At 33.4% G+C, this 19686-nt stretch carries 16 protein-coding genes and 1 riboswitch; of the genes, 9 read left to right on the top strand and 7 right to left on the bottom strand.

Annotated features, from left to right (window positions below):
* Window positions 1-11 precede the first annotated feature (11 nt).
* The 5 genes from ribE to A9CBEGH2_RS09550 all read right to left on the bottom strand — a co-directional run bounded on the left by ribE (window position 12) and on the right by A9CBEGH2_RS09550 (window position 3538).
* Entirely contained in the window at window positions 12-647 is a 636-nt protein-coding gene (gene ribE, locus A9CBEGH2_RS09570; protein WP_008394622.1) for a riboflavin synthase, read from the bottom strand.
* The gene (ribD, locus tag A9CBEGH2_RS09565) at window positions 632-1732 is read right to left on the bottom strand and encodes a bifunctional diaminohydroxyphosphoribosylaminopyrimidine deaminase/5-amino-6-(5-phosphoribosylamino)uracil reductase RibD (RefSeq protein ID WP_008690020.1); all 1101 of its coding nucleotides are present in this window, start codon (window positions 1730-1732) and stop codon (window positions 632-634) included. The genes ribE and ribD overlap by 16 nt, the downstream gene beginning before the upstream one ends.
* Before the next feature lie 136 nt (window positions 1733-1868).
* Window positions 1869-1983, bottom strand: a riboswitch (FMN riboswitch).
* A gap of 109 nt (window positions 1984-2092) precedes the next feature.
* On the bottom strand, window positions 2093-2248 hold the full coding sequence (locus A9CBEGH2_RS09560) for a type II toxin-antitoxin system RelB family anti-toxin (protein ID WP_118277557.1): 156 nt from the start codon (window positions 2246-2248) through the stop codon (window positions 2093-2095).
* Window positions 2249-2372: 124 nt separating this feature from the next.
* Window positions 2373-2684, bottom strand: a complete 312-nt coding sequence (locus A9CBEGH2_RS09555) for a hypothetical protein (protein ID WP_118361707.1) — start codon at window positions 2682-2684, stop codon at window positions 2373-2375.
* The gene (locus tag A9CBEGH2_RS09550; RefSeq protein ID WP_118277558.1) at window positions 2681-3538 is read right to left on the bottom strand and encodes a hypothetical protein; all 858 of its coding nucleotides are present in this window, start codon (window positions 3536-3538) and stop codon (window positions 2681-2683) included. The genes A9CBEGH2_RS09555 and A9CBEGH2_RS09550 overlap by 4 nt, the downstream gene beginning before the upstream one ends.
* Window positions 3539-3692: 154 nt before the next feature.
* Between A9CBEGH2_RS09550 and A9CBEGH2_RS09545 the strand changes: the two genes are divergently transcribed.
* The 4 genes from A9CBEGH2_RS09545 (at window position 3693) to A9CBEGH2_RS09530 (ending at window position 12387) form a co-directional block, all read left to right on the top strand.
* A complete protein-coding gene (locus tag A9CBEGH2_RS09545; RefSeq protein WP_118277559.1) occupies window positions 3693-6893 on the top strand; it encodes a DEAD/DEAH box helicase in 3201 nt (1066 codons plus the stop codon).
* 399 nt (window positions 6894-7292) lie between these two features.
* Window positions 7293-7853 carry an aminoacyl-tRNA hydrolase gene (gene pth / locus A9CBEGH2_RS09540; RefSeq protein ID WP_115716303.1) on the top strand — a complete coding sequence of 187 codons (561 nt, stop codon included), beginning with the start codon at window positions 7293-7295 and terminating at the stop codon, window positions 7851-7853.
* Window positions 7854-7862: 9 nt separating this feature from the next.
* Window positions 7863-11312 carry a transcription-repair coupling factor gene (mfd, locus tag A9CBEGH2_RS09535; protein ID WP_163104666.1) on the top strand — a complete coding sequence of 1150 codons (3450 nt, stop codon included), beginning with the start codon at window positions 7863-7865 and terminating at the stop codon, window positions 11310-11312.
* Between the two features lie 235 nt (window positions 11313-11547).
* Window positions 11548-12387: a phosphatase PAP2 family protein gene (locus A9CBEGH2_RS09530; RefSeq protein ID WP_115716305.1), complete on the top strand. Its 840-nt coding sequence runs from the start codon at window positions 11548-11550 to the stop codon at window positions 12385-12387.
* A 282-nt stretch (window positions 12388-12669) separates the two neighbouring features.
* Here the strand turns inward: A9CBEGH2_RS09530 and A9CBEGH2_RS09525 are convergent, their stop codons facing one another.
* Window positions 12670-13122 (bottom strand): DUF1307 domain-containing protein, encoded by a 453-nt coding sequence (locus A9CBEGH2_RS09525; protein WP_115716306.1) that lies wholly within the window; start codon window positions 13120-13122, stop codon window positions 12670-12672.
* 288 nt (window positions 13123-13410) lie between these two features.
* On the opposite strand from A9CBEGH2_RS09525, the gene A9CBEGH2_RS09520 reads away from it, so the two are divergent.
* The 3 genes from A9CBEGH2_RS09520 to A9CBEGH2_RS09510 all read left to right on the top strand — a co-directional run bounded on the left by A9CBEGH2_RS09520 (window position 13411) and on the right by A9CBEGH2_RS09510 (window position 16894).
* Window positions 13411-14406 (top strand): IS1595 family transposase, encoded by a 996-nt coding sequence (locus A9CBEGH2_RS09520; protein WP_163104664.1) that lies wholly within the window; start codon window positions 13411-13413, stop codon window positions 14404-14406.
* Window positions 14407-14547: 141 nt separating this feature from the next.
* Window positions 14548-15726: a methionine adenosyltransferase gene (gene metK / locus A9CBEGH2_RS09515; RefSeq protein WP_115716307.1), complete on the top strand. Its 1179-nt coding sequence runs from the start codon at window positions 14548-14550 to the stop codon at window positions 15724-15726.
* Between the two features lie 61 nt (window positions 15727-15787).
* A complete protein-coding gene (locus A9CBEGH2_RS09510; RefSeq protein ID WP_163104662.1) occupies window positions 15788-16894 on the top strand; it encodes an SLC13 family permease in 1107 nt (368 codons plus the stop codon).
* 17 nt (window positions 16895-16911) lie between these two features.
* Here A9CBEGH2_RS09510 and A9CBEGH2_RS09505 read toward each other — a convergent pair whose 3' ends face one another.
* Window positions 16912-17352, bottom strand: coding sequence for a MerR family transcriptional regulator (locus A9CBEGH2_RS09505; RefSeq protein ID WP_115716310.1), 441 nt, complete (start codon window positions 17350-17352; stop codon window positions 16912-16914).
* 99 nt (window positions 17353-17451) lie between these two features.
* Between A9CBEGH2_RS09505 and A9CBEGH2_RS09500 the strand changes: the two genes are divergently transcribed.
* Together A9CBEGH2_RS09500 and A9CBEGH2_RS09495 are read left to right on the top strand one after the other, a co-directional pair.
* The gene (locus A9CBEGH2_RS09500) at window positions 17452-19212 is read left to right on the top strand and encodes a 1-deoxy-D-xylulose-5-phosphate synthase (RefSeq protein WP_163104660.1); all 1761 of its coding nucleotides are present in this window, start codon (window positions 17452-17454) and stop codon (window positions 19210-19212) included.
* A gap of 218 nt (window positions 19213-19430) precedes the next feature.
* Window positions 19431-19637, top strand: coding sequence for a DUF4177 domain-containing protein (locus A9CBEGH2_RS09495; RefSeq protein WP_163104658.1), 207 nt, complete (start codon window positions 19431-19433; stop codon window positions 19635-19637).
* The last annotated feature ends 49 nt before the right edge of the window (window positions 19638-19686 follow it).

Raw genomic sequence — 19686 nt, 5'->3', positions numbered from 1 at the left:
TATCCTTTCTGCTAAAATCCGTATCGGCATAACAACTCTTTCGACAACTCTGTTTCATTGCTGTTGTCTATGAGTTTCTGCACATATTTCCCTAATATATCATTTTCAAGGTTTACCATATCCCCGACTTGTTTATTCTTGAGAATTGTTTGCTCCAAAGTATGAGGGATAACGGATACCGAAAAATCTGCTTTCGATACTTTTGCGACAGTAAGACTAATACCGTCAATAGCAATCGAACCTTTTTCAACAATTAGATTTAAGATTTCTCTTTGCGTATTGATTTGATACCACACCGCATTTTTGTCTCTACGCACAGACGATATTCTGCCTGTCCCATCAATATGCCCCGTAACAATGTGACCGCCCAACCTGCCATTCATAGGCATAGCTCTTTCTAAATTCACAAGGCTTCCATGTCTTAACAGGCTAAGAGCCGTTCTGTTCCATGTTTCATTCATCACATCAACTGTAAAAGATTGTCGAGTGAAACAAGTAACTGTAAGGCAGATACCATTGACTGCTATGCTGTCGCCTAAATGTATATCCTCTAATATTTTTGAAGCTTTAATGGATAGTTTACAGTTACAAGTATCTTTCTGTATTCTTTCTACTTTACCGATTTCTTCTATTATTCCTGTAAACATGGATAAATCACTTCGCTTTCTATGAAATAATCATTTCCCACTTGAGAAAAAGCATATGGTTTAAGCATAATGGCGTCATTAGGAAAAGCAACACCTTGACCACTTACAGGGCTTTTTGCACTCCCACCAAATATTTTAGGTGCTATATAAATTTGCACCTCATCAACAATCTGTTGCTCAAGAGCACTCCAATTCATTGCACTTCCACCCTCTAAAAGTAGACTGTCTATCTGCATATTTCCTAAACATTGCATTAAATTCATTAAGTCAATATGATTACCTTTTTTCTTCGTATAAATAATTTCACAACCACATTTTCTGTAAAGAGCAATCTTACTTTCATCAATAGAAGAAGTAGCGATATATGTTTTAATGTCATTCGCTGTTTTGATAATTTTTGATGTAATGGGTGTTCTTAAATCTGTATCACATACGATACGAATAGGATTTTCCCCGTTTTCTAATCGGCATGTCAGTAAAGGGTCATCTTGAATAACGGTATTCACTCCTACCATGATCGCAGTAACCTTATGCCTGAATTGATGTACTTGTTTTCTCGCTTTTTCGCCACTTATCCATTTTGATTGATTTGTATAAGTTGCTATTTTCCCGTCCATTGTCATTGCATATTTCATAAAAACATAAGGAATATGCCTTGTAACATATTTTCTAAAAACTTTGATTAACTGTTGACACTCCATTTCTAAAATTCCTATCACAACTTGAATGTTGTTTTCCTCAAGTACCTTTACACCTTTTCCAGACACAATAGGATTACAGTCTAAAGTTCCGACGACTACTCTTGTAATGCCACTTTTAATAATTGCTTCTGTGCAAGGTGGTGTCTTACCATAGTGACAGCATGGTTCAAGTGTTACATAAAGTGTTGCTCCTACAGGTGACTCCCTACAATTTTTTAATGCATTTCTCTCTGCATGCAATCCACCAAAGATTTCATGGTATCCCTGTCCTATAATTCGATTATCTTTTACAATTACTGCCCCAACCATAGGATTAGGATTGACATAGCCAGCACCTTTTTTTGCCAGTTTTATTGCTAATTTCATGTATTCTGTATCGCTCATTTTTACACCTCCAAAAAAATACATGCCTTGAATAAAATCTATCCAAGACATGCAAAAGAGGATTTATGCGATTAAAGAAAATGCTCTGAAACAATATAAAATCATTCCAGAGCACGCAAAAAAAGCATAAACTTACTTTCATCTTCTTTCATCCAGACTATACTGTCGGCTTTGGAATTTCACCAAATCATGCCTTTCGGCTCGTGGGCTATACCACCGGTAGGGAATTACACCCTGCCCTGAAGATAGTTATTCAATTACGGACAATTATAATATCTGATATTATATCTGTCAATAAAAAGTTTTTTTCTCGTTTATCCAAATACAATAATTTGCAAGCAGGTAAACACAGGTTATTTCTTAATATCCTTTTGTTTGGGAAACTCCACATTCCCACTTACTTACTGTTTTATCCGATACAAATAGTTTTTCAGCCAGTTCTTTTTGTGTCATTTCTTTTTCTTTTCGCAGTTCAACAAGAAACTGCCCAAATTTTTCATTACTTATTTGCTTCATAGTATTCCCTCCTATTGGTATTGTAATGGTTTTTACCTTAAGAGACAATCTACGAATGGTAGAGTTAGCTTATTCACTGTCTTTTATAGTTAAGTTTTTATTCTTCATAAAAAAACCACAGATATTACACTGTGGTGATATAGTCCATAAAAGCTTCTTGTAAATTATGAAGCAGTAGGTAGTCATAAAATTGTTCATCGTTTACATCTTTTTCATATTCATCAACGATCTTGCTGGTATGTGGGGCAAAAGGATAAGGAATTCCACTTTGTGTACGTATGTAATGAAGATGCCATCCTTCTTTTGTAGGGTGAATCGTTACACTTGCACAGTCTTCTCCATTATCTCCCCATATATCGTCACAAAACAATTCTGCATAAAAAGGAGATGAAAAGTTTTTTTCATTTCGATAGGAAGCTAGCTCTTGAACTCTCATGCCTTGGCTCCTTTCAGATATTCTTCATAGGCTTTATATAAAAGTGTGATTTGATCTTTGAATGTTTGTTCCTCTGCTGAGAATACCATATATTTCATTGCTTCTTTATAGAAATCTTCAAACTTGTCAATATTTTTTGATGATGCGATACCATGCAGTAAACTGTAATATACAAAGTAAGGCTCTTTTGGATACATGTTTAACAATTCTTCTTTTTTCTTGTTCGCAATTTCTATATTACCAGATGCCGCATATCCACATAACAGAGCAGCTTTCATATCCGCAAAAAAGCTTTGGTTTTTCTTATAAATGGAAAGAAGGTTATTCGCCTGATTTTCTGCTTCCTGCATCTGTTCATCATTTGGACAAATGCTGGCATATCGTATAAAGGCAGTTACTAAAAAAGTAGTAATATCGAAATCATAAACATGATGAAAATACATTAAATCTTTTTTCTGCTGTGTATACATGTTTTCAATACGTTTCATCAGTTTATAAATTTCAGTAATTTCTTCCTGTATTTCCATTTCTGTATTTGATAAAGAAAGCGCATCTGCATAAATATAATAGGGATCACATAAAGTGTGTAGATCATATTGTTCAGGAATGAGTTTAAGTAATAATTTTTGATATACAGTTCGATGTGTCGGAGAAACGCTTAATACTAAATCTTCAACAGAAGTTAGTGTTTCATATTGTTTTAAGATTTCTTCTTTAGAAGTTTGAAATCCTGCATCTTTTAATTGCTGAATGTATTCCTCTATACTGGATTCTTTAGTTTTATAAAATGTATCATAAAAGGATGGTTTAGAAGATATATTCTTTTTTTTCTTATGTTTTTTCTTTGTTGCCATAGGGATTCCTCCTTTTTTTATATTTTATAATATTGAGTTAAAAGATACAATAAGCTTTCAAAAACGAAATGCAAAAGTGACAGCACATGGAAATTGACACAATGTGTTTCTAGAAAATATGGTAAAATAAATATAAATAAAAAGAGGGATCGGAATGAAATTTAAATTATTAAAAAGCTTTAATATTACAACAAAAACAGACAGAAGAGATTTACAGAAAATCCTTAATGATATTCAAGTAATTAAGTTAGAGATAAGTGATGAGGGATGGGATTCCTATCATATTGATGCTGTATGCAAGCAGGGGGATGCTTTTTACGATGTATCTCTTAGGGTAGAGTATAATCGGGTGGAACATTATTACTCTGAATGTAATTGTAAAGAATTTAATCCTTATTCTTTACGAAAATACTGTCCTCATATATTAGCTGTCTGTGATTTTTTAGAAGGTAAAGAAGCAGTCGATTATACATGGGAAGATGTGTATGAAATGGAAGGTTATCTTGCATATAAACGAAAGAAGGAACTGGAATTATTTCGTATGCAGTCAAAACATGCACTGGATAAACTTTATAAGAAAAAGCAGCAGGTACATGAAAAAACCATAAATTCTTGTTTGGATACAAAAATATATTCGATTGAAATAAATAAGGAGGGAAGTGGCTTTCAAGACTTTCGTGTAGGATTTAAAGTTGGATGTGAGAAGAAATATGTAATTAAAGATATTCCAAATTTTGTTCAGGCAGTAGAACGAAAACAATATGTAAAATATGGTAAAAACTTAGCCTTTGTACATGATATTGAAAAATTTGATGAGCATTCTAAAAAAATTATTCACTTTATGGAGAAATGTATCATGATGGATAGAGAATTTTTATCTGGACGTTATTTGTATCCATTAAATTCTTATGAAATGACGGATACATTTTACGATATCATGTATCCAAAAAAACCAGCGGAAGAAATGAAATTTTGTGTTGGTGTAACAAAGGAAGAAGATTTGCTTTGTTTTGAGACAAGAAATACAGAGTTTATCATAGGAGGAGAAAACTATTTTTATAAGTTTAAAGATGGAGAACTGGTCCGTTTTCATACATCATTTTTTGAACTTTTAGAATTGTTTATCATACAGACACAAGAACGTTTATTTGTTTCACTTGATGATTATCCTGAATTTTATGATAAAATATTCCGTCATATACAAGCCAATTTAAATATTGTAGAAGGAGAAGATCTTCTTCCACAGATAAAAACAGAAAACTGTATTGTACATAAGCCGGAATTATATGGAGATGTATATGATGCAGATACAATATCTTTCAAACCAGTAGCATATGATGAACAGGAACAAAAAGTAGCGTTACTAACAAATCAGAATTATGAAACAAACGCAAATATAGAAATATTATTATCGGTATTAGATGAAAAAAGTGTTTATAAAGATAAGGAAGAAAATGCATTCTTTATGAATATCGATGAAGATGATACATTATCTTTTCTACAAAACAATGTGCCGGCATTACAAAAAATCTGTGATGTTTATGTTAGTGACGCATTAAAGAAAATTGGTAAAAAAACCAATTATACAATTACAACAGGAGTACATTTAAATAATAATTTGCTGGAAATCAGTTTTCATACCGAAGATTTTGATATGAAAGAAATTGGTGCCATTTTAAAAGCCATGAAAAAGAAAAAACGTTATACACGTTTAAAATCAGGACAGATTTTGCATTTAGAGAGTGAACAGTTAGAAGATATTGAAAGTCTTTTGGAAGATTATGATTTATCAGAGAAAAATATTAAGAATGGGACTTTAAAACTGGATGCTTTTCATTCCCTTTCCTTAGATGAGCGTTTAAAAGAAAACAGCAGTTTAAAAATCAATCGTGATGAGGCATTGAAACAATATATTGAAAATTTCCAAAACAATAAAATTCGTTATACGGTAAATGAAGATTATATGGATATTCTTCGTGATTATCAAAAAATCGGTGTGAAATGGCTGTTGACCATGTACCAGTATAAATTCAATGGGATTTTGGCAGATGAGATGGGGCTAGGGAAAACCTTGCAGGTAATTTGTATGTTAGATAGTGTAAAGGATGAGGGAAAACAATTCCTTGTAGTAGCACCCGCATCTTTGATTTACAATTGGCAGGATGAAATTCAAAAGTTTTCTAAAACACTGTCTAGCTGTATCATTACTGGAAATAAAACAAATCGAAAGAATTTGATTCATAAAGAACATGTTGATGTCTATATTACTTCTTATGATTATTTACGTAATGATATTGAAGAGTATAAAGATATAATGTTTGATACGGTTATACTAGATGAAGCACAGAATATTAAAAATCAGAAAACAAAAAATGCAGAATGTGTGAAACAGCTGCAGGCGGCGCATCGTTTTGCGTTAAGTGGAACACCGATTGAAAATGCATTGTCGGAACTTTGGAGCATTTTTGATTTCTTAATGCCAGGTTATTTATTTAGTTATGCACACTTTAGAAAACATTATGAAATACCAATTGTATCCAAGCAGGATGAAAAGGCAAATAAGACATTGAAACGACTGGTATCTCCATTTATTTTACGAAGAACGAAAAAGGATGTATTAACAGAACTTCCTGATAAAGTGGATCATCAGTATTTGATTGATTTTAGCGAAGAAGAAAAGAAACTGTATTTTGCGAATGCTATGCAGGTAAATAAAGAGTTAAAACAGAAACTAGATCAAAACAGTATTGGAAAAATTGAAATCTTAGCGATGCTGACAAGGCTTCGTCAGATTTGCTGCGATCCGCGATTAGTTTTTGAAGGCATTACAACTCCTTCCAGTAAACTACAGGCTTGTATAGATTTGGTAAATACACTTCATGAAAATAATAAGAAAATATTGATTTTTTCTTCCTTTACTTCCTTAATGGATCTACTTGCACAGGAGTTAGATAAGCAGAAGCTTCCTTATTATATGCTAACAGGAAGTACAAACAAGGAAAAACGAAGAGAAATGGTAGAGGCATTCCAAAAGGATGATACACCAATATTCTTGATTTCTTTAAAGGCAGGGGGAACTGGTTTGAACCTTACGGCAGCAGAAGCAGTTATTCACATTGACCCATGGTGGAATGTATCAGCACAAAATCAGGCAACCGATCGTGCACATCGTATTGGACAAAATGCAAATGTGCAGGTGTATCGTATGATTATGAAAGATTCTATTGAGGAAAAGATTGAAAAGCTGCAACAGCAGAAAAAAGATCTTGCGGATAATTTTGTGGAAGGAAACGATGGTTCTCTTTCTACAATGTCCAAAGCAGATATTTTGGATTTATTTGCACATAAAGAATAAGTTAATAAAATTTTATGTAGAACAGGGCATTCTTAGACAGTTTGTTTTAGGGATGTCCTTTTTATATGATGAATTAGGTTCTGAAACAGTATGGCTATTATTCACTCCTGTGTTAATAAGTGAAATGATATAGTGTATTGTAATTTTGATGTTATTATGGGAAATCAAAACGAGGAGTTCAATTTAGAATATGAGTTGCAAATCTTATTAAAGAGTATGAAAAAAGGATTTGGACTTGGTGATAATTGATGAAAAGAATTAGGTGATTGTAGATGGAGTATGATAGAAATAATTTGATTTGCATAACCATATGTCTCGTTGTATAATGTATCCACAAAGAAAGAAACACGATCTCATACACTTTATGTATGAGATTTTGTCGTGGTATGAGGTGAATATATGAAACTGATCGTTGGTTTAGGAAATCCGGGTAAAGAATATGAAAATACAAGACATAATGCGGGCTTCAGTGTGCTTGATGCAATCGCAGAGTATTGCCATGTAGAAGTTACACAGAAAAAGTTTAAAGCACTGATTGCACTGACACGTATTGATGGAGAACAGGTGTTGTTGATGAAGCCGCAGACGTATATGAATTTATCTGGGGAAGCAGTGGTGGAAGCTATGAAGTTTTATCGTTTACAGGCAAAAGATATTCTGGTAATTTATGATGATATGGATATGCCGGTTGGAAAGATTCGTCTTCGTGAAAAAGGAAGTGCTGGTGGACAGAATGGAATGAAAAATATCATTGCCCATTTGCATACACAGGAATTTAATCGTATTCGTGTAGGGATTGGAAAAGATGCACGAGTACCGGTAGTAAACTGGGTGCTGGGAAAAATACGCAAAGAAGAACAGGAAGATTTTAAAAAGGCAGTGGAACAGGCAAGAGATGCGGCTATTTTTTCTTTAACGCATACGTTTATTGATACCATGAGCCGATATAATAAAAAGTAGGGTGATATTGTGGATATTCTTTTAAGAGAACTGGCAGAAAATGCCGGTGTCAAAAGTATTCTAAAAAAAGAAAGTGTATTAGGAAATCTTTCTTTAAGTGAAGAAGCATTGTTAATTGCCAGTGCATATCGTATGCAGCCGCAGAGTATGTTTATTGTGAAAAACAATGCATATTCTGCACAGAAATTATACGATCGTTTATCTGCTTTATTAAAAGAAGATGTGCTGTTATTTACGATGGAAGAATCTTTGCGTGTGGAAGCTGTTGCCTCTTCTCCTGAGACAAGAGCAAACCAGATGGAAGTAATGGGCAAACTATTGGAGGATCGCCCTTATATCTGCGTTATGAACACGGCTGGTGCCATTCGTTTTCAGCCATCAAAAGAACAATTTGAAAAGCATACCTTATCTTTGAAACAAGATGAAGAGATTGCATATGATGACTTGAAACGGTTGTTGCAGGAAGCAGGTTATACCCATGTGAATCGTGTGGATCAGCCTTTATGCTATGCAGCACGCGGGGGGATTATTGATGTCTTTTCAATGAATTATGAGCACCCGATTCGTATTGAGTTTTTTGATAATATTATTGATAGTATTCGTTTTTTTGATATTTCTACACAAAGAACAATAGAAGTCATACAGGAAATAAAGATTTTACCTGCCAGCACCTTTTTGTTTGAAGAAAAACAACTGGAAGAAATTCGACAAAATGCAATCAATGAATTTGAAAAACAGAAAAAACATTTACCAGAAGATATGCAAGAAACTTTATATGATACGATTTTAGAAGATCTTGATATGCTGCAGCGAAGAGAAGTGGAAGGTAAGCTGTATCGCTATTATGCTTTCCAGCAAGATAAAAGCACGCTTTGTGATTATCGAAAGGATGCCTGGATTCTTGTTTCCAGTAAGGAAGAAGTAAAAGAATCCATCAAACATATACAGGAAGAAACAGTTTCTTATTTACAGGAGCTGTTTGAAGAGGGAAGAGCTTTATGTAAATTCTCTGTATTTGAAGATATGAATCATGTACTGCAGGGACATGAAGTATTGGAATTTGGTATGTTTGTAGATTATAAAAAACCGGTATCTTCCAATATTCTATCCATGTCGTTAGGCGATGTGAACTTAGAAAGAACGATGCAGGAAGTTTTGTCACAGGCGAAAAATAGACGTGTTTTATTGTGTCTTGATGAAAAAGAAATTGTGCAAATAAAACGTATTTTACAGGAAGAGAATGTAAGTTATCATCTTGTGGAAGAAGAGGATGTACTGGAAGAAGGGATTTCACTTCTTCAACATGCTATGGTGGAAGGTTTTACTTGTGTAAATGAAAATATCGCAGTTTATACCAGCAAAGAACTTTTCCATAAAACACAAAAGACTTCTCGTTTTGCGAATAAGTTTAAAGAAGCGGAAGTATTACATAATTATGAAGAATTAAGTGTAGGAGATTATGTTGTACATAATCAGCATGGTGTAGGAAAATATTTAGGTATCGTAACACGAAACAATGATGGTATGCATAAAGATTATTTGCATGTAGTCTATAAGGGAGATGCTTCCTTATATATACCATTGGAACAGTTTCATTTAATTCGCAAGTTTATTTCTAAAGAAGGTGCTTCACCAAAACTGAATACACTTGGAAGCAAGGAATGGGAAAAAACAAAACGCAAGGTCAGTGAAAAAATTGCGGAACTTGCGGATCGTTTGCTGCATCTATATGCACAGCGTGATGAAAATATTGGTTATGCGTTTGCACCAGATACACCTTTACAGGCTGATTTTGAAAAAGATTTTCCTTATGAATTAACACGAGATCAGGCAAAAGCGGTAAAAGAAATCAAACGGGATATGGAATCCAGCAAACCGATGGATCGTTTATTATGTGGGGATGTTGGTTTTGGGAAAACAGAAGTGGCAGCACGTGCAGCATTTAAAGCCGTTGCGGATAATAAACAGGTTGCATTTTTATGTCCTACAACCATTTTATCTTTGCAGCATTATAAAACCTTTGTAAAACGATTCCAAAATTTCCCTGTACAAATTGCGGTGATCAATCGTTTTGTGCCTTTGAAAGAACAAAAGAAACTTTTACACGATGTAAAAGAAGGCAATATTGATATTTTAATTGGAACACATCGCCTACTATCTAAAGATGTGGAATTCTCTGATTTGGGATTATTGGTTATCGATGAGGAACAACGTTTTGGCGTGGAACATAAAGAAAAAATAAAAGAATTAAAAAACAGTGTTGATGTACTTTCCTTAAGTGCAACACCAATTCCAAGAACCTTACAGATGTCTTTGATTGGGATTCGTTCCTTATCACAGCTCGATACTCCGCCATCCAATCGTATGCCGGTACAAACATATGTAATAGAGAAAAACTTTTCGATGATCAAAGAAGTGATACAGCGAGAATTAGCACGAAATGGGCAGGTATTCTATCTTTTCAATAATGTAAAAGAGATTTATAATGTGGCACGTAAATTAAGAGAAGCTTTACCAGATATTGAAGTTGGTGTGGCACATGGAAAAATGAGTCGAGAAGAAATCGAAGATGTGATGTTGCAGTTTACCGATAATCATTATCAGGTGCTTGTCTGTACAACAATCATTGAAACAGGAATTGATATTCCAAATGCCAATACGATCCTTATTGAAGATGCCGATCATTTTGGATTAAGTCAGCTGTATCAGATCAAAGGACGAGTGGGTAGAAGTGATCGTTTAGCATATGCGTATTTGATGTATTCTCCACAAAAACAGTTAAGCGAAGTGGCGGGGAAACGATTAAAATCCATTAAGGAATTTACTCAGCTTGGAAGCGGATATAAGATTGCCATGCGAGATTTAACGATTCGCGGGGCAGGAGATATGCTGGGACCACAGCAGGCTGGTTTTATTGATACCGTAGGTATTGACATGTATATTGAAATGTTAAATGAAGCCATTATGGAAAGAAAAGGTATCAAAAAAGAAGAAAAACCGGTAATGAAAAAAGCAAATGTTGCGGTAGATGCCTATATACCGGGAAAATTTGCGAATGAAGATTATGAAAAAATTACATTATATCAAAGGATTGAAGCAATTCAGACAAAGGAACAGCTTCGTGATATGATGGAAGAAATTAAAGATAATTATGGAAAACTTCCAAAATCAGTACAAATGCTGTTTGAGAAAAAACGACTGGATATTTTAATTAATGAACCAATAGTAGATACATTTATGGAAGAGCCAAAAAGAATTCGTATCAGCTTTTCAGAAAACTGGTCAAATCGTATTGATGGGGTTAAATTCTTTGAACGTATGACAACGATTTCTAAAAACATTCAAATGCGTTTTGTGGATAAAAAGATTTCTGTCTTCTTTCCAAAAAGCAAAGACTGGCTGTTTAAAGTCATTGAAATATTGGAAAGCTGTGAACGCATGGAGTTAAAAGAAGAATAAAGATATAGAAAAAGGGACGTAACAGTTAAGTGATTTTAAAAGTATCACGTAGACTATACGGCCTTTTCTTTTGGATTATTTTATTTACATATTATAGATAAAAAATCTTTTTTTATCATATTAGATAGTTATTTTTTAGTTTACGATAATTTAACAGAATCTTGATTGTATAAAGATAAAGGGAAGATAACTATTGTGTTAAACTTACGAAGTCATAATATGAAGGAGAAAGTGAATGGAAAAAAATAGTTTTAATCAGAAAAAATTCTTCTTAATAGGAATCTGCATCTTTATTATTTTAATGGGGATATTTACATTTACAGATTTAAAAATTGCGATGTGGATATATAATCCGAATAGTATTTTTGGAAGAGTATTTGAAATTATTGGAACATTGCCACTACCAATTGTTGGCGTTTTTGCATGTGTTGCCCTTATTATAAGTAGTGAATGTAAGTTTTGTTTAAAAACGATTATCTCTTGGATTTTTGGTGTAATATTATTGGGATATAACCTTCTTGTAGGGACTATTTGTATAGTGTATCAAGTAAAAGAATCATTGATTCCTATGGTTTTATTTATGCTTATTTGGTTGATCGTTTCAATCTTGCTTTGTTTACGCATAGTACGAAATGGAAAAAGAGAAGAATTAAATCGTGCTGCAATTGTTGGTGTAGTAGGTTGTGCGGTTGCGGTGTTTGGGGTTTCGTATATTAAATCATTTGTTTCTAGAGAAAGATTTTATAGATTAGCAGATCCGCTAAAAGATTTTACTTATTGGTTTGAAATTCAATCTGTAAAAATACAAGATGCAAGTTTTCCGTCAGGACATTCAGCACAAGCAGCAGTTAGTTTTTTCTTGATGTTTGTACCTACTTTTGCGAAAAAATTTGATACGTTAATTTATAAAAGAATTGCCATTGTTTTTGCATCGGTATTTACACTCTGTGTTATGATTTCACGAATGGTTTTGGGAATGCACTTCGCAACAGATGTGTTGTTTGGAGCTACAATGACAATCATAACTTATTTTGTGATGTGGCATATAACAGGCTGGTATCATAAAAAAATATAGATTGAAGAATCTATAGAGAGAATAAGGAAAGCATAGTGAATAAGCTGTGCTTTTTTATTACAAAGCAAATACCACGTGCTGTGCGCGTGGTAATAGAATTTTAGTGTAAAAATCTCCTATGTAATATAATGAAATAGGTGAGGTAGTCAATACAAAAGCATAGGAGGGCGTAGCTAAGCATTGAGGCTGCTAGGCCTCAATGCTCGAAAAATTATGCAAAACAATAGGAACTTATATGGCAAGTTTATACCACCTGTTTTATAGGTGGTATAATTGCATTTGTTATTTGCAGGTAGCACCAGCTGCCTCAAAGTTTTTTACTGCATCTGTTAATTTCAATTCTTTCATTTCTTCTGTAATACCAATGGCCTTTAAGGTATTGGCATCTGCTTTCTTTAAATCAAATGTAACTTCAGCGTTTAAATCTTTTCCTTCAATGGTGAAGTTTGTTTCAACACCGGTTCCCTTTTCAATATTCATTTGTTTAAGTGCAGCATCTCCCATAGTTTTTAAATTATCTTCTGTTAAAACAGAGGCATCTCCTCCAAGCAAGGAACCAGGGATTTTAATATTCATGCCAAGATTATCTACAACTTCATTTGTGGCATCCATCTTGATATCCATGGTAATTCCAGACATATCAATGGAGCATGTTTTGGATTCTTTCTTGTCAGCGTTTTGTGTACACCCTGCCAGTATGATAACTGTAGCGGCAGCGACTAAAAGTTTTTTCATATGTTTTCCTCCCTGCTGTTGTACAGCTTCTTATATTTAAAGTATAACATATAAACTGAGGTTTGAAACCCTTTACAATTAACGTTTTATGGGAATGTTTGTAATTTTGATGATGTTTTATCTGAAACTATATAATAATCGGAATAGAATTATAAGATTATTGTGAAATAAAAAGTGGAAAGATAAAATCTTCGCTTAATTTAACCAATGGGTACCTAAATATGACTTCTTACATAAATAATGTAACAAATAGATATATGATTATTTCAGAAACAGGAGGAACAATCCATGAAACAATCAGAATTATTAAAATCTATTGCTGCTTTAACACCATACCAAAAGAGAAAATTAGAAATCTATGTTATTGATGCTTTGAACCTTAATGAAGAAGACAGGGATTTGAAGCCAAAACGCTGTCCATATTGTGGCAAGGAATCCAGAATGATCAAGAAAGGGTTTAAAAACGGGAAACAGCGTTATATGTGTAAAGATTGTAGTCATATCTTCACTTACAATTCACACACAATTACAATGTACTCCAAAATTGAAAGAAGCATGTTTAAAAAAATCGTATTAGATACATTAAGTTTTGTTTCCGTTAAAAAGACAGCAGCCGACTTGGATCTCTCTGTCCCTTGTATATTTGAAAATCGCCATAAAATCCTTTGTGCACTGGAAGTATTGCTGGACAGCGAAAATATGAAATTAAGCGGAACCATAGAGATTGATGAAACTTTTGAACTTGAAAGCCAAAAAGGGTGCAGGAAGATACAAAGAAAAGCCCGCAAACGAGGCGGGCCATCATCTTATAGAGGATTATCTCATGAACAAGTCTGTATCGTTACCACAACAGATAGAAATGGTCATGAGATATTCAAAGCAGTCGGTTATGGAAAACCAACCAAGAACAGTATACTAGAAAACTTCCTAAAAAATCTAGACCCAAAATCAATTATTTATTCCGATGGAGCATTTTGTTATGATGAACTGGCCAAAAAGGCAAACTGCAGTCTTGTACAATTAAAATCACATTTGTCATACAACACCGTAGAACATATCAACACAGTGAACAGTATACATTTGCTAATAAAAGGTCAATTGATTGCATACAGGGGTATCGCAACAAAATACATGAATCGATACATGAGCTTGTTTGTATTTGTTCGTAGATTTCAGGAAATGGATGATAATGAAAAACTGCCTATCATCTTACGAAGATTGAAAGATTTAAATTTTACCATAACAAGAAAATCTTTAAAAACATATAATTTGCTTTATATTTAAAGGTTCATTTGTTATCTAGGTACCTTTTTGTTAAATTAAGCGAAAATCTTTTGTTTTTTTACTTGTTTAGAAATAGGAAAAGCTGTAAAATAGTAATGCTCAAATTTAGTATTATAAATAGAAAAGAAAAGAGGGATGTATATGTTAAATAAACAGTTTTTTACTTCTGAGTCTGTAACAGAAGGTCATCCAGATAAAATTTGTGACCAGATTAGTGATGCAGTCTTAGATGCGATTTTAGAAAAAGATCCAAATGCCCGTGTAGCGTGTGAAACTTGCTGTACAACAGGTATGGTTATGATCATGGGAGAAATCTCTACAAATTGCTATGTGGATATTCCTTCCATTGCGCGTGATGTTGTATTAGGTATCGGTTATGATCGTGCAAAATATGGATTTGATGGAACAACATGTTCTGTTTTAACATCAATTGATGAACAGTCCAGTGATATTGCGATGGGTGTAGATCACTCTTTGGAAACAAAAGAAGGAAAAGAAGAAGATAACAATGGTGCAGGAGATCAGGGTATGATGTTTGGTTATGCCTGCGATGAAACTCCAGAATTAATGCCATTATCGATTTCTTTGGCACATCGTTTAGCAAAACAGTTAACAAAAGTAAGAAAAGATGGAACTCTTACATATTTAAGACCTGATGGAAAAACACAGGTAACAATCGAATATGAAAACGATCGTCCAAAACGTGTAGATACGATCGTTATTTCTACACAGCATTCAGACAGTGTATCATTAGAAACCATTCGTGAAGATTTGAAGAAACACGTAATTGATGTAATTATTGATAAAGATTTGATGGATGAAGATACAAAAATTTATATCAATCCAACAGGACGTTTTGTTATCGGTGGTCCTCAGGGAGATAGTGGTTTAACAGGACGTAAAATTATCGTTGATACTTATGGTGGGGTTGCTCGTCATGGTGGGGGAGCATTCTCAGGTAAAGATCCTACAAAAGTTGATAGAAGTGCAGCGTATGCAGCTCGTTATGTTGCGAAAAATATTGTTGCGGCAGGACTTGCAAGTAAATGTGAAATTCAGTTAGCTTATGCGATTGGTGTTGCTCATCCAGTAAGTATTCTTGTCGATACGTTTGGTACAGGAAAACTGGCTGATGAAGAAATTGCAGATATCGTAAGAAAAGAATTCGACCTTCGACCAACAAGCATTATCAAGACATTGGATTTAAGAAAACCAATTTATCGTCAGTTAGCTGCTTATGGACACATGGGTAGAGAAGATTTAGGTGTGAAGTGGGAAGATACAACACCTGCAGAAAACTTGAAAAAATATTTGAAATAAGAAAAAACCTTGGAGCTTCCAAGGTTTTTGTATGGAGAAATAAAGTTAAGGGGATATTCGAATGAAAAAAATAATCGGCTTTTGTAAAAAAGATGCAGTATTAAGCATATCTTTTATACTGTGTTTCTTATCGTGCTTTATGATTCCGCCAAGTAAAGCATATATAGGATATATAGATTTTCATACTCTTATTCTTCTATTCTGTTTAATGTTAATTGTAGAAGGATTAAGGGAACAGTATTTTTTCTCCTATGTTGCGGATATTCTTTTAAAGAAAATACATTCTGCAAAGGGACTTGTTTTTTCTTTGGTTTTTCTTTGTTTTATCAGCAGTATGTTTATAACAAATGATGTTGCCTTGATTACTTTTGTACCCTTTGGTATCTTGCTTTTAAACGCAGCAGGAATGGATTCAAAAATTTGTCTTACAGTTGTATTTATGAGCATTGCGGCAAATCTTGGAAGTATGTTTACACCGATTGGAAATCCACAAAATTTATATTTATTTTCCTTATCACAGATGAAATTAACGGAATTTTTATCACTCATGTTTCCGTATACACTGATTTCTGCTGTCTTATTCATACTATTTATTGTTGTGTTTTATAAAAACAAGGAAATTAAAGTATCTGTATATCAAGATAAAAAGTTGAAGTATAAAAACATAAGTATCTATATATTGTTGTTTATTTTATGTTTGCTGTGTGTAGGAAATATATTATCTGATTGGATCTTAGTTTGTATCGTTGTAGCGGTAATTCTTCTGTTAGATGTTTCCCTATTTTCAAAAGTAGATTATTCGTTACTGCTTATTTTTCTTTTCTTTTTTATCTTTATAGGGAATATAAATACCTTGGAGGAACTGCATGAAATTTTATCACAGTGGCTGTTGCATCATGAAAAAATATTTGCGATCATATGCAGCCAATTTATTAGTAATGTTCCTTGCGCAATGCTGCTTTCAGCCTATACAGAAAATTATGCACAGCTTATTATTGGAACCAACCTTGGTGGACTTGGGACATTGATTGCATCTATGGCAAGCTTAATATCTTATAAACAGATTGCAGTTCAATATCCAAAACAGAAAAAGAAGTATCTTCTTATTTTTACGGCATGGAATCTCTTGTTTTTGATATTGCTGCTAGGAGTCAGTACATTTATATAAAAGATGTTATTGTAATATTATCTTTCATGTGTTTCTTTATATAATTTTTGTATATGAGAAGGATACTCAGATACTTTCATGTTTTTTACATGTTGTTCGGTTCCTTCTTTTTTTGCAGTTTCATAATACCACTGTTTAAATTCAATGAGCTTTAAAGATTTCGTTAATAAATTTATTTGATTTTTAATGTTTTCTTCCTGTTTATACATAAAATTCAATCTTGTATCAATCGTTTCATCGCCTAGAGCACACCAATCCATAAACTGTTTGATATCTTGGATGGTTAATCCTGAACTTTTTAGACAATGAATCATTTGAAGGGCTTCGATATCTGCATCTGTAAATACACGTATGCCGCCTTTTGTTCGATTTACATTTTTTAAGAGTCCATGTTTATCATAGTAACGTAATGTAGAAATAGATACTCCTGTTCTTTTTGAGATTTCTCCAATTTGCATAAAATCCTCCTTAAATTATACTTGACCTAAAGTTAGGTTTAGATATTACAATAAGTCTACCATTAAGTTTTTTATTGGTCAAGAAAGGAAGGATATACTATGTATAACGTATTAAACAAAATAAATGGACCCGAGGATGTTAAAAAATTAAGTTTAGAGGAACTAAATGAACTGGCTGAAGATATTCGAGAAGGTCTTTTTCATCGTTTGACAAAAATTGGAGGACATTTTGGACCTAACTTTGGAATCGTGGAAACAGAAATTGCGATGCATTATGTGTTTGATTCTCCTAAAGATAAATTTGTATTTGATGTTTCACATCAAAGTTATCCACATAAGATGTTGACGGGAAGAAAGTTAGGATATATAGATGATGCGCATTTTAAAGAGGATTCCGGATATACAAATCCAGAAGAAAGTGAGCATGACTTATTTAATGTTGGACATACTTCAACTTCCATTTCTTTAGCAACTGGCCTTGCGAAAGCTAGAGATTTGCTTGGAAAAAAAGAAAATGTAATTGCCTTGATTGGAGATGGTTCCTTATCAGGAGGAGAAGCTTTGGAAGGTTTGAATGTTGCCGGTTCTGAATTGAATTCTAATTTGATCATTGTTGTGAATGATAATCAGCAGTCTATATCTGAAACACATGGAGGCATTTATAAGAATTTAAAAGAGTTAAGAGATACCAAAGGAAATGCCGACAACAATATGTTTAAGGCAATGGGATTGGATTATATATATGAAGAGAATGGAAATGATATAGAAGCGATGATTCGTGTATTTGAAAAAGTAAAAGATATTGATCATCCAATTGTGGTACATATCAATACTTTAAAAGGAAAAGGGTATCAGAAAGCTATAGAAGATAAGGAAAACTGGCATTGGGTTCTTCCTTTTGATAAAGAAACAGGAAAAACAACGATTTCTTTCGATGGAAGCGAAGATTATACATCAATCGCAAGAGAATATATCATGAACAAGGCAAAAGAAGATAAAGCGTTTATGGTGATAACACCAAATATGCCGGCAAGTGTAGGTTTGAGTCAAAAAGATCGAGAAGCTTTAGGAATGCAGTTTGTAGATGTAGGGATTGCAGAGGAGCAGGCTGTAGCGATGGCTGCAGGAGCTGCAAAACAGGGAGCAAAACCATTAGTTGTAACAAATACAACCTTTATGCAGAGATGTTATGATCAAATCAGTCATGATGTATGTATCAATAATAGTCCAGTTACCATTCTTTTGAATTATACTTCTTTTGACGGTTTGACAGATGTAACACACTTGGGTATCTTTGGGTTATCCGCATTCTCCAATATACCAAACTTAGTAGTGCTTTGTCCTTCTTCAAAAGAGGAGCTTGTATCTATGCTTTCCTGGTCTGTTGATCAAAAAGAACATCCAGTAATGATCATGTTGCCGGGGAATAAAGTAACAAGTAGAAATGCAGATACTTCTTATGATGCGATTCATACATTTAAGGTAGAACAAGAAGGAGAAAAAGTGGCAATTCTTGCCCTGGGAGATTTTTATCAAAGAGGAGAAGAACTTGCACAGAAAATGAAAGAAACTTTCCACATTCAGCCAACTTTGATCAATCCAAGATTTGCTTCTGGAATGGATATTAAACTATTAGAACAGTTAAAAGAAAATCATGAACTGATGATAACGCTGGAAGATGGTATTTTAGATGGAGGATTTGGTCAAATAATAGCTTCTTACTATGGTGATAGCAATATCAAAGTAAAAAACTATGGTTTACAGAAACATTTCTATGATCGCTATGATCCAGAAGAATTATTAAAACAGGAGAAGATGGATACGCAATCGATACTGGAATATATAAAAAGCGTTTTATAACTTGTGTATAAGAATACATATGAATAGAAAAAAGGTGTTGTTGGGATAAAACAGCATCTTTTGTTTATACCAGTGTAGAGTTATTCTTTGTTATTGGTATTAAGTATTTTACATTTCATAAAGAAAGCTATATAAAATTGTTGGGATAAAAACTTTTTCTCCTGTCCGTTTTTTTGATATAGTATATAGAGAAGTTACTATAATGTGAGGTGAAAGATATGACAAAGGTTGGATTTGTCAGAGTAAAATCAGAATTGTGTGGTTATGGATTAGGAAAAGGTACAAAGTATTCTTTTGATGGTGTGGAGGAGATTATCAAAAAGAGAGTGGAAAACGGGTGGAGCTTTGAAGGTTATATTCCCATTGAAACAAGAGGAACAGGGGATATAGAAACTATGTCCTTGATCTTTCAGAAAGAAGAGTAAAAGCTAGATTTAATATAAAATGTTTTTATGTAATATTTTATACATTTTT

It is taken from the genome of Amedibacterium intestinale (assembly GCF_010537335.1).
GTDB lineage: Bacteria > Bacillota_I > Bacilli_A > Erysipelotrichales > Erysipelotrichaceae > Amedibacterium > Amedibacterium intestinale.
This window is presented reverse-complemented; position numbering and strand designations above follow the sequence as displayed.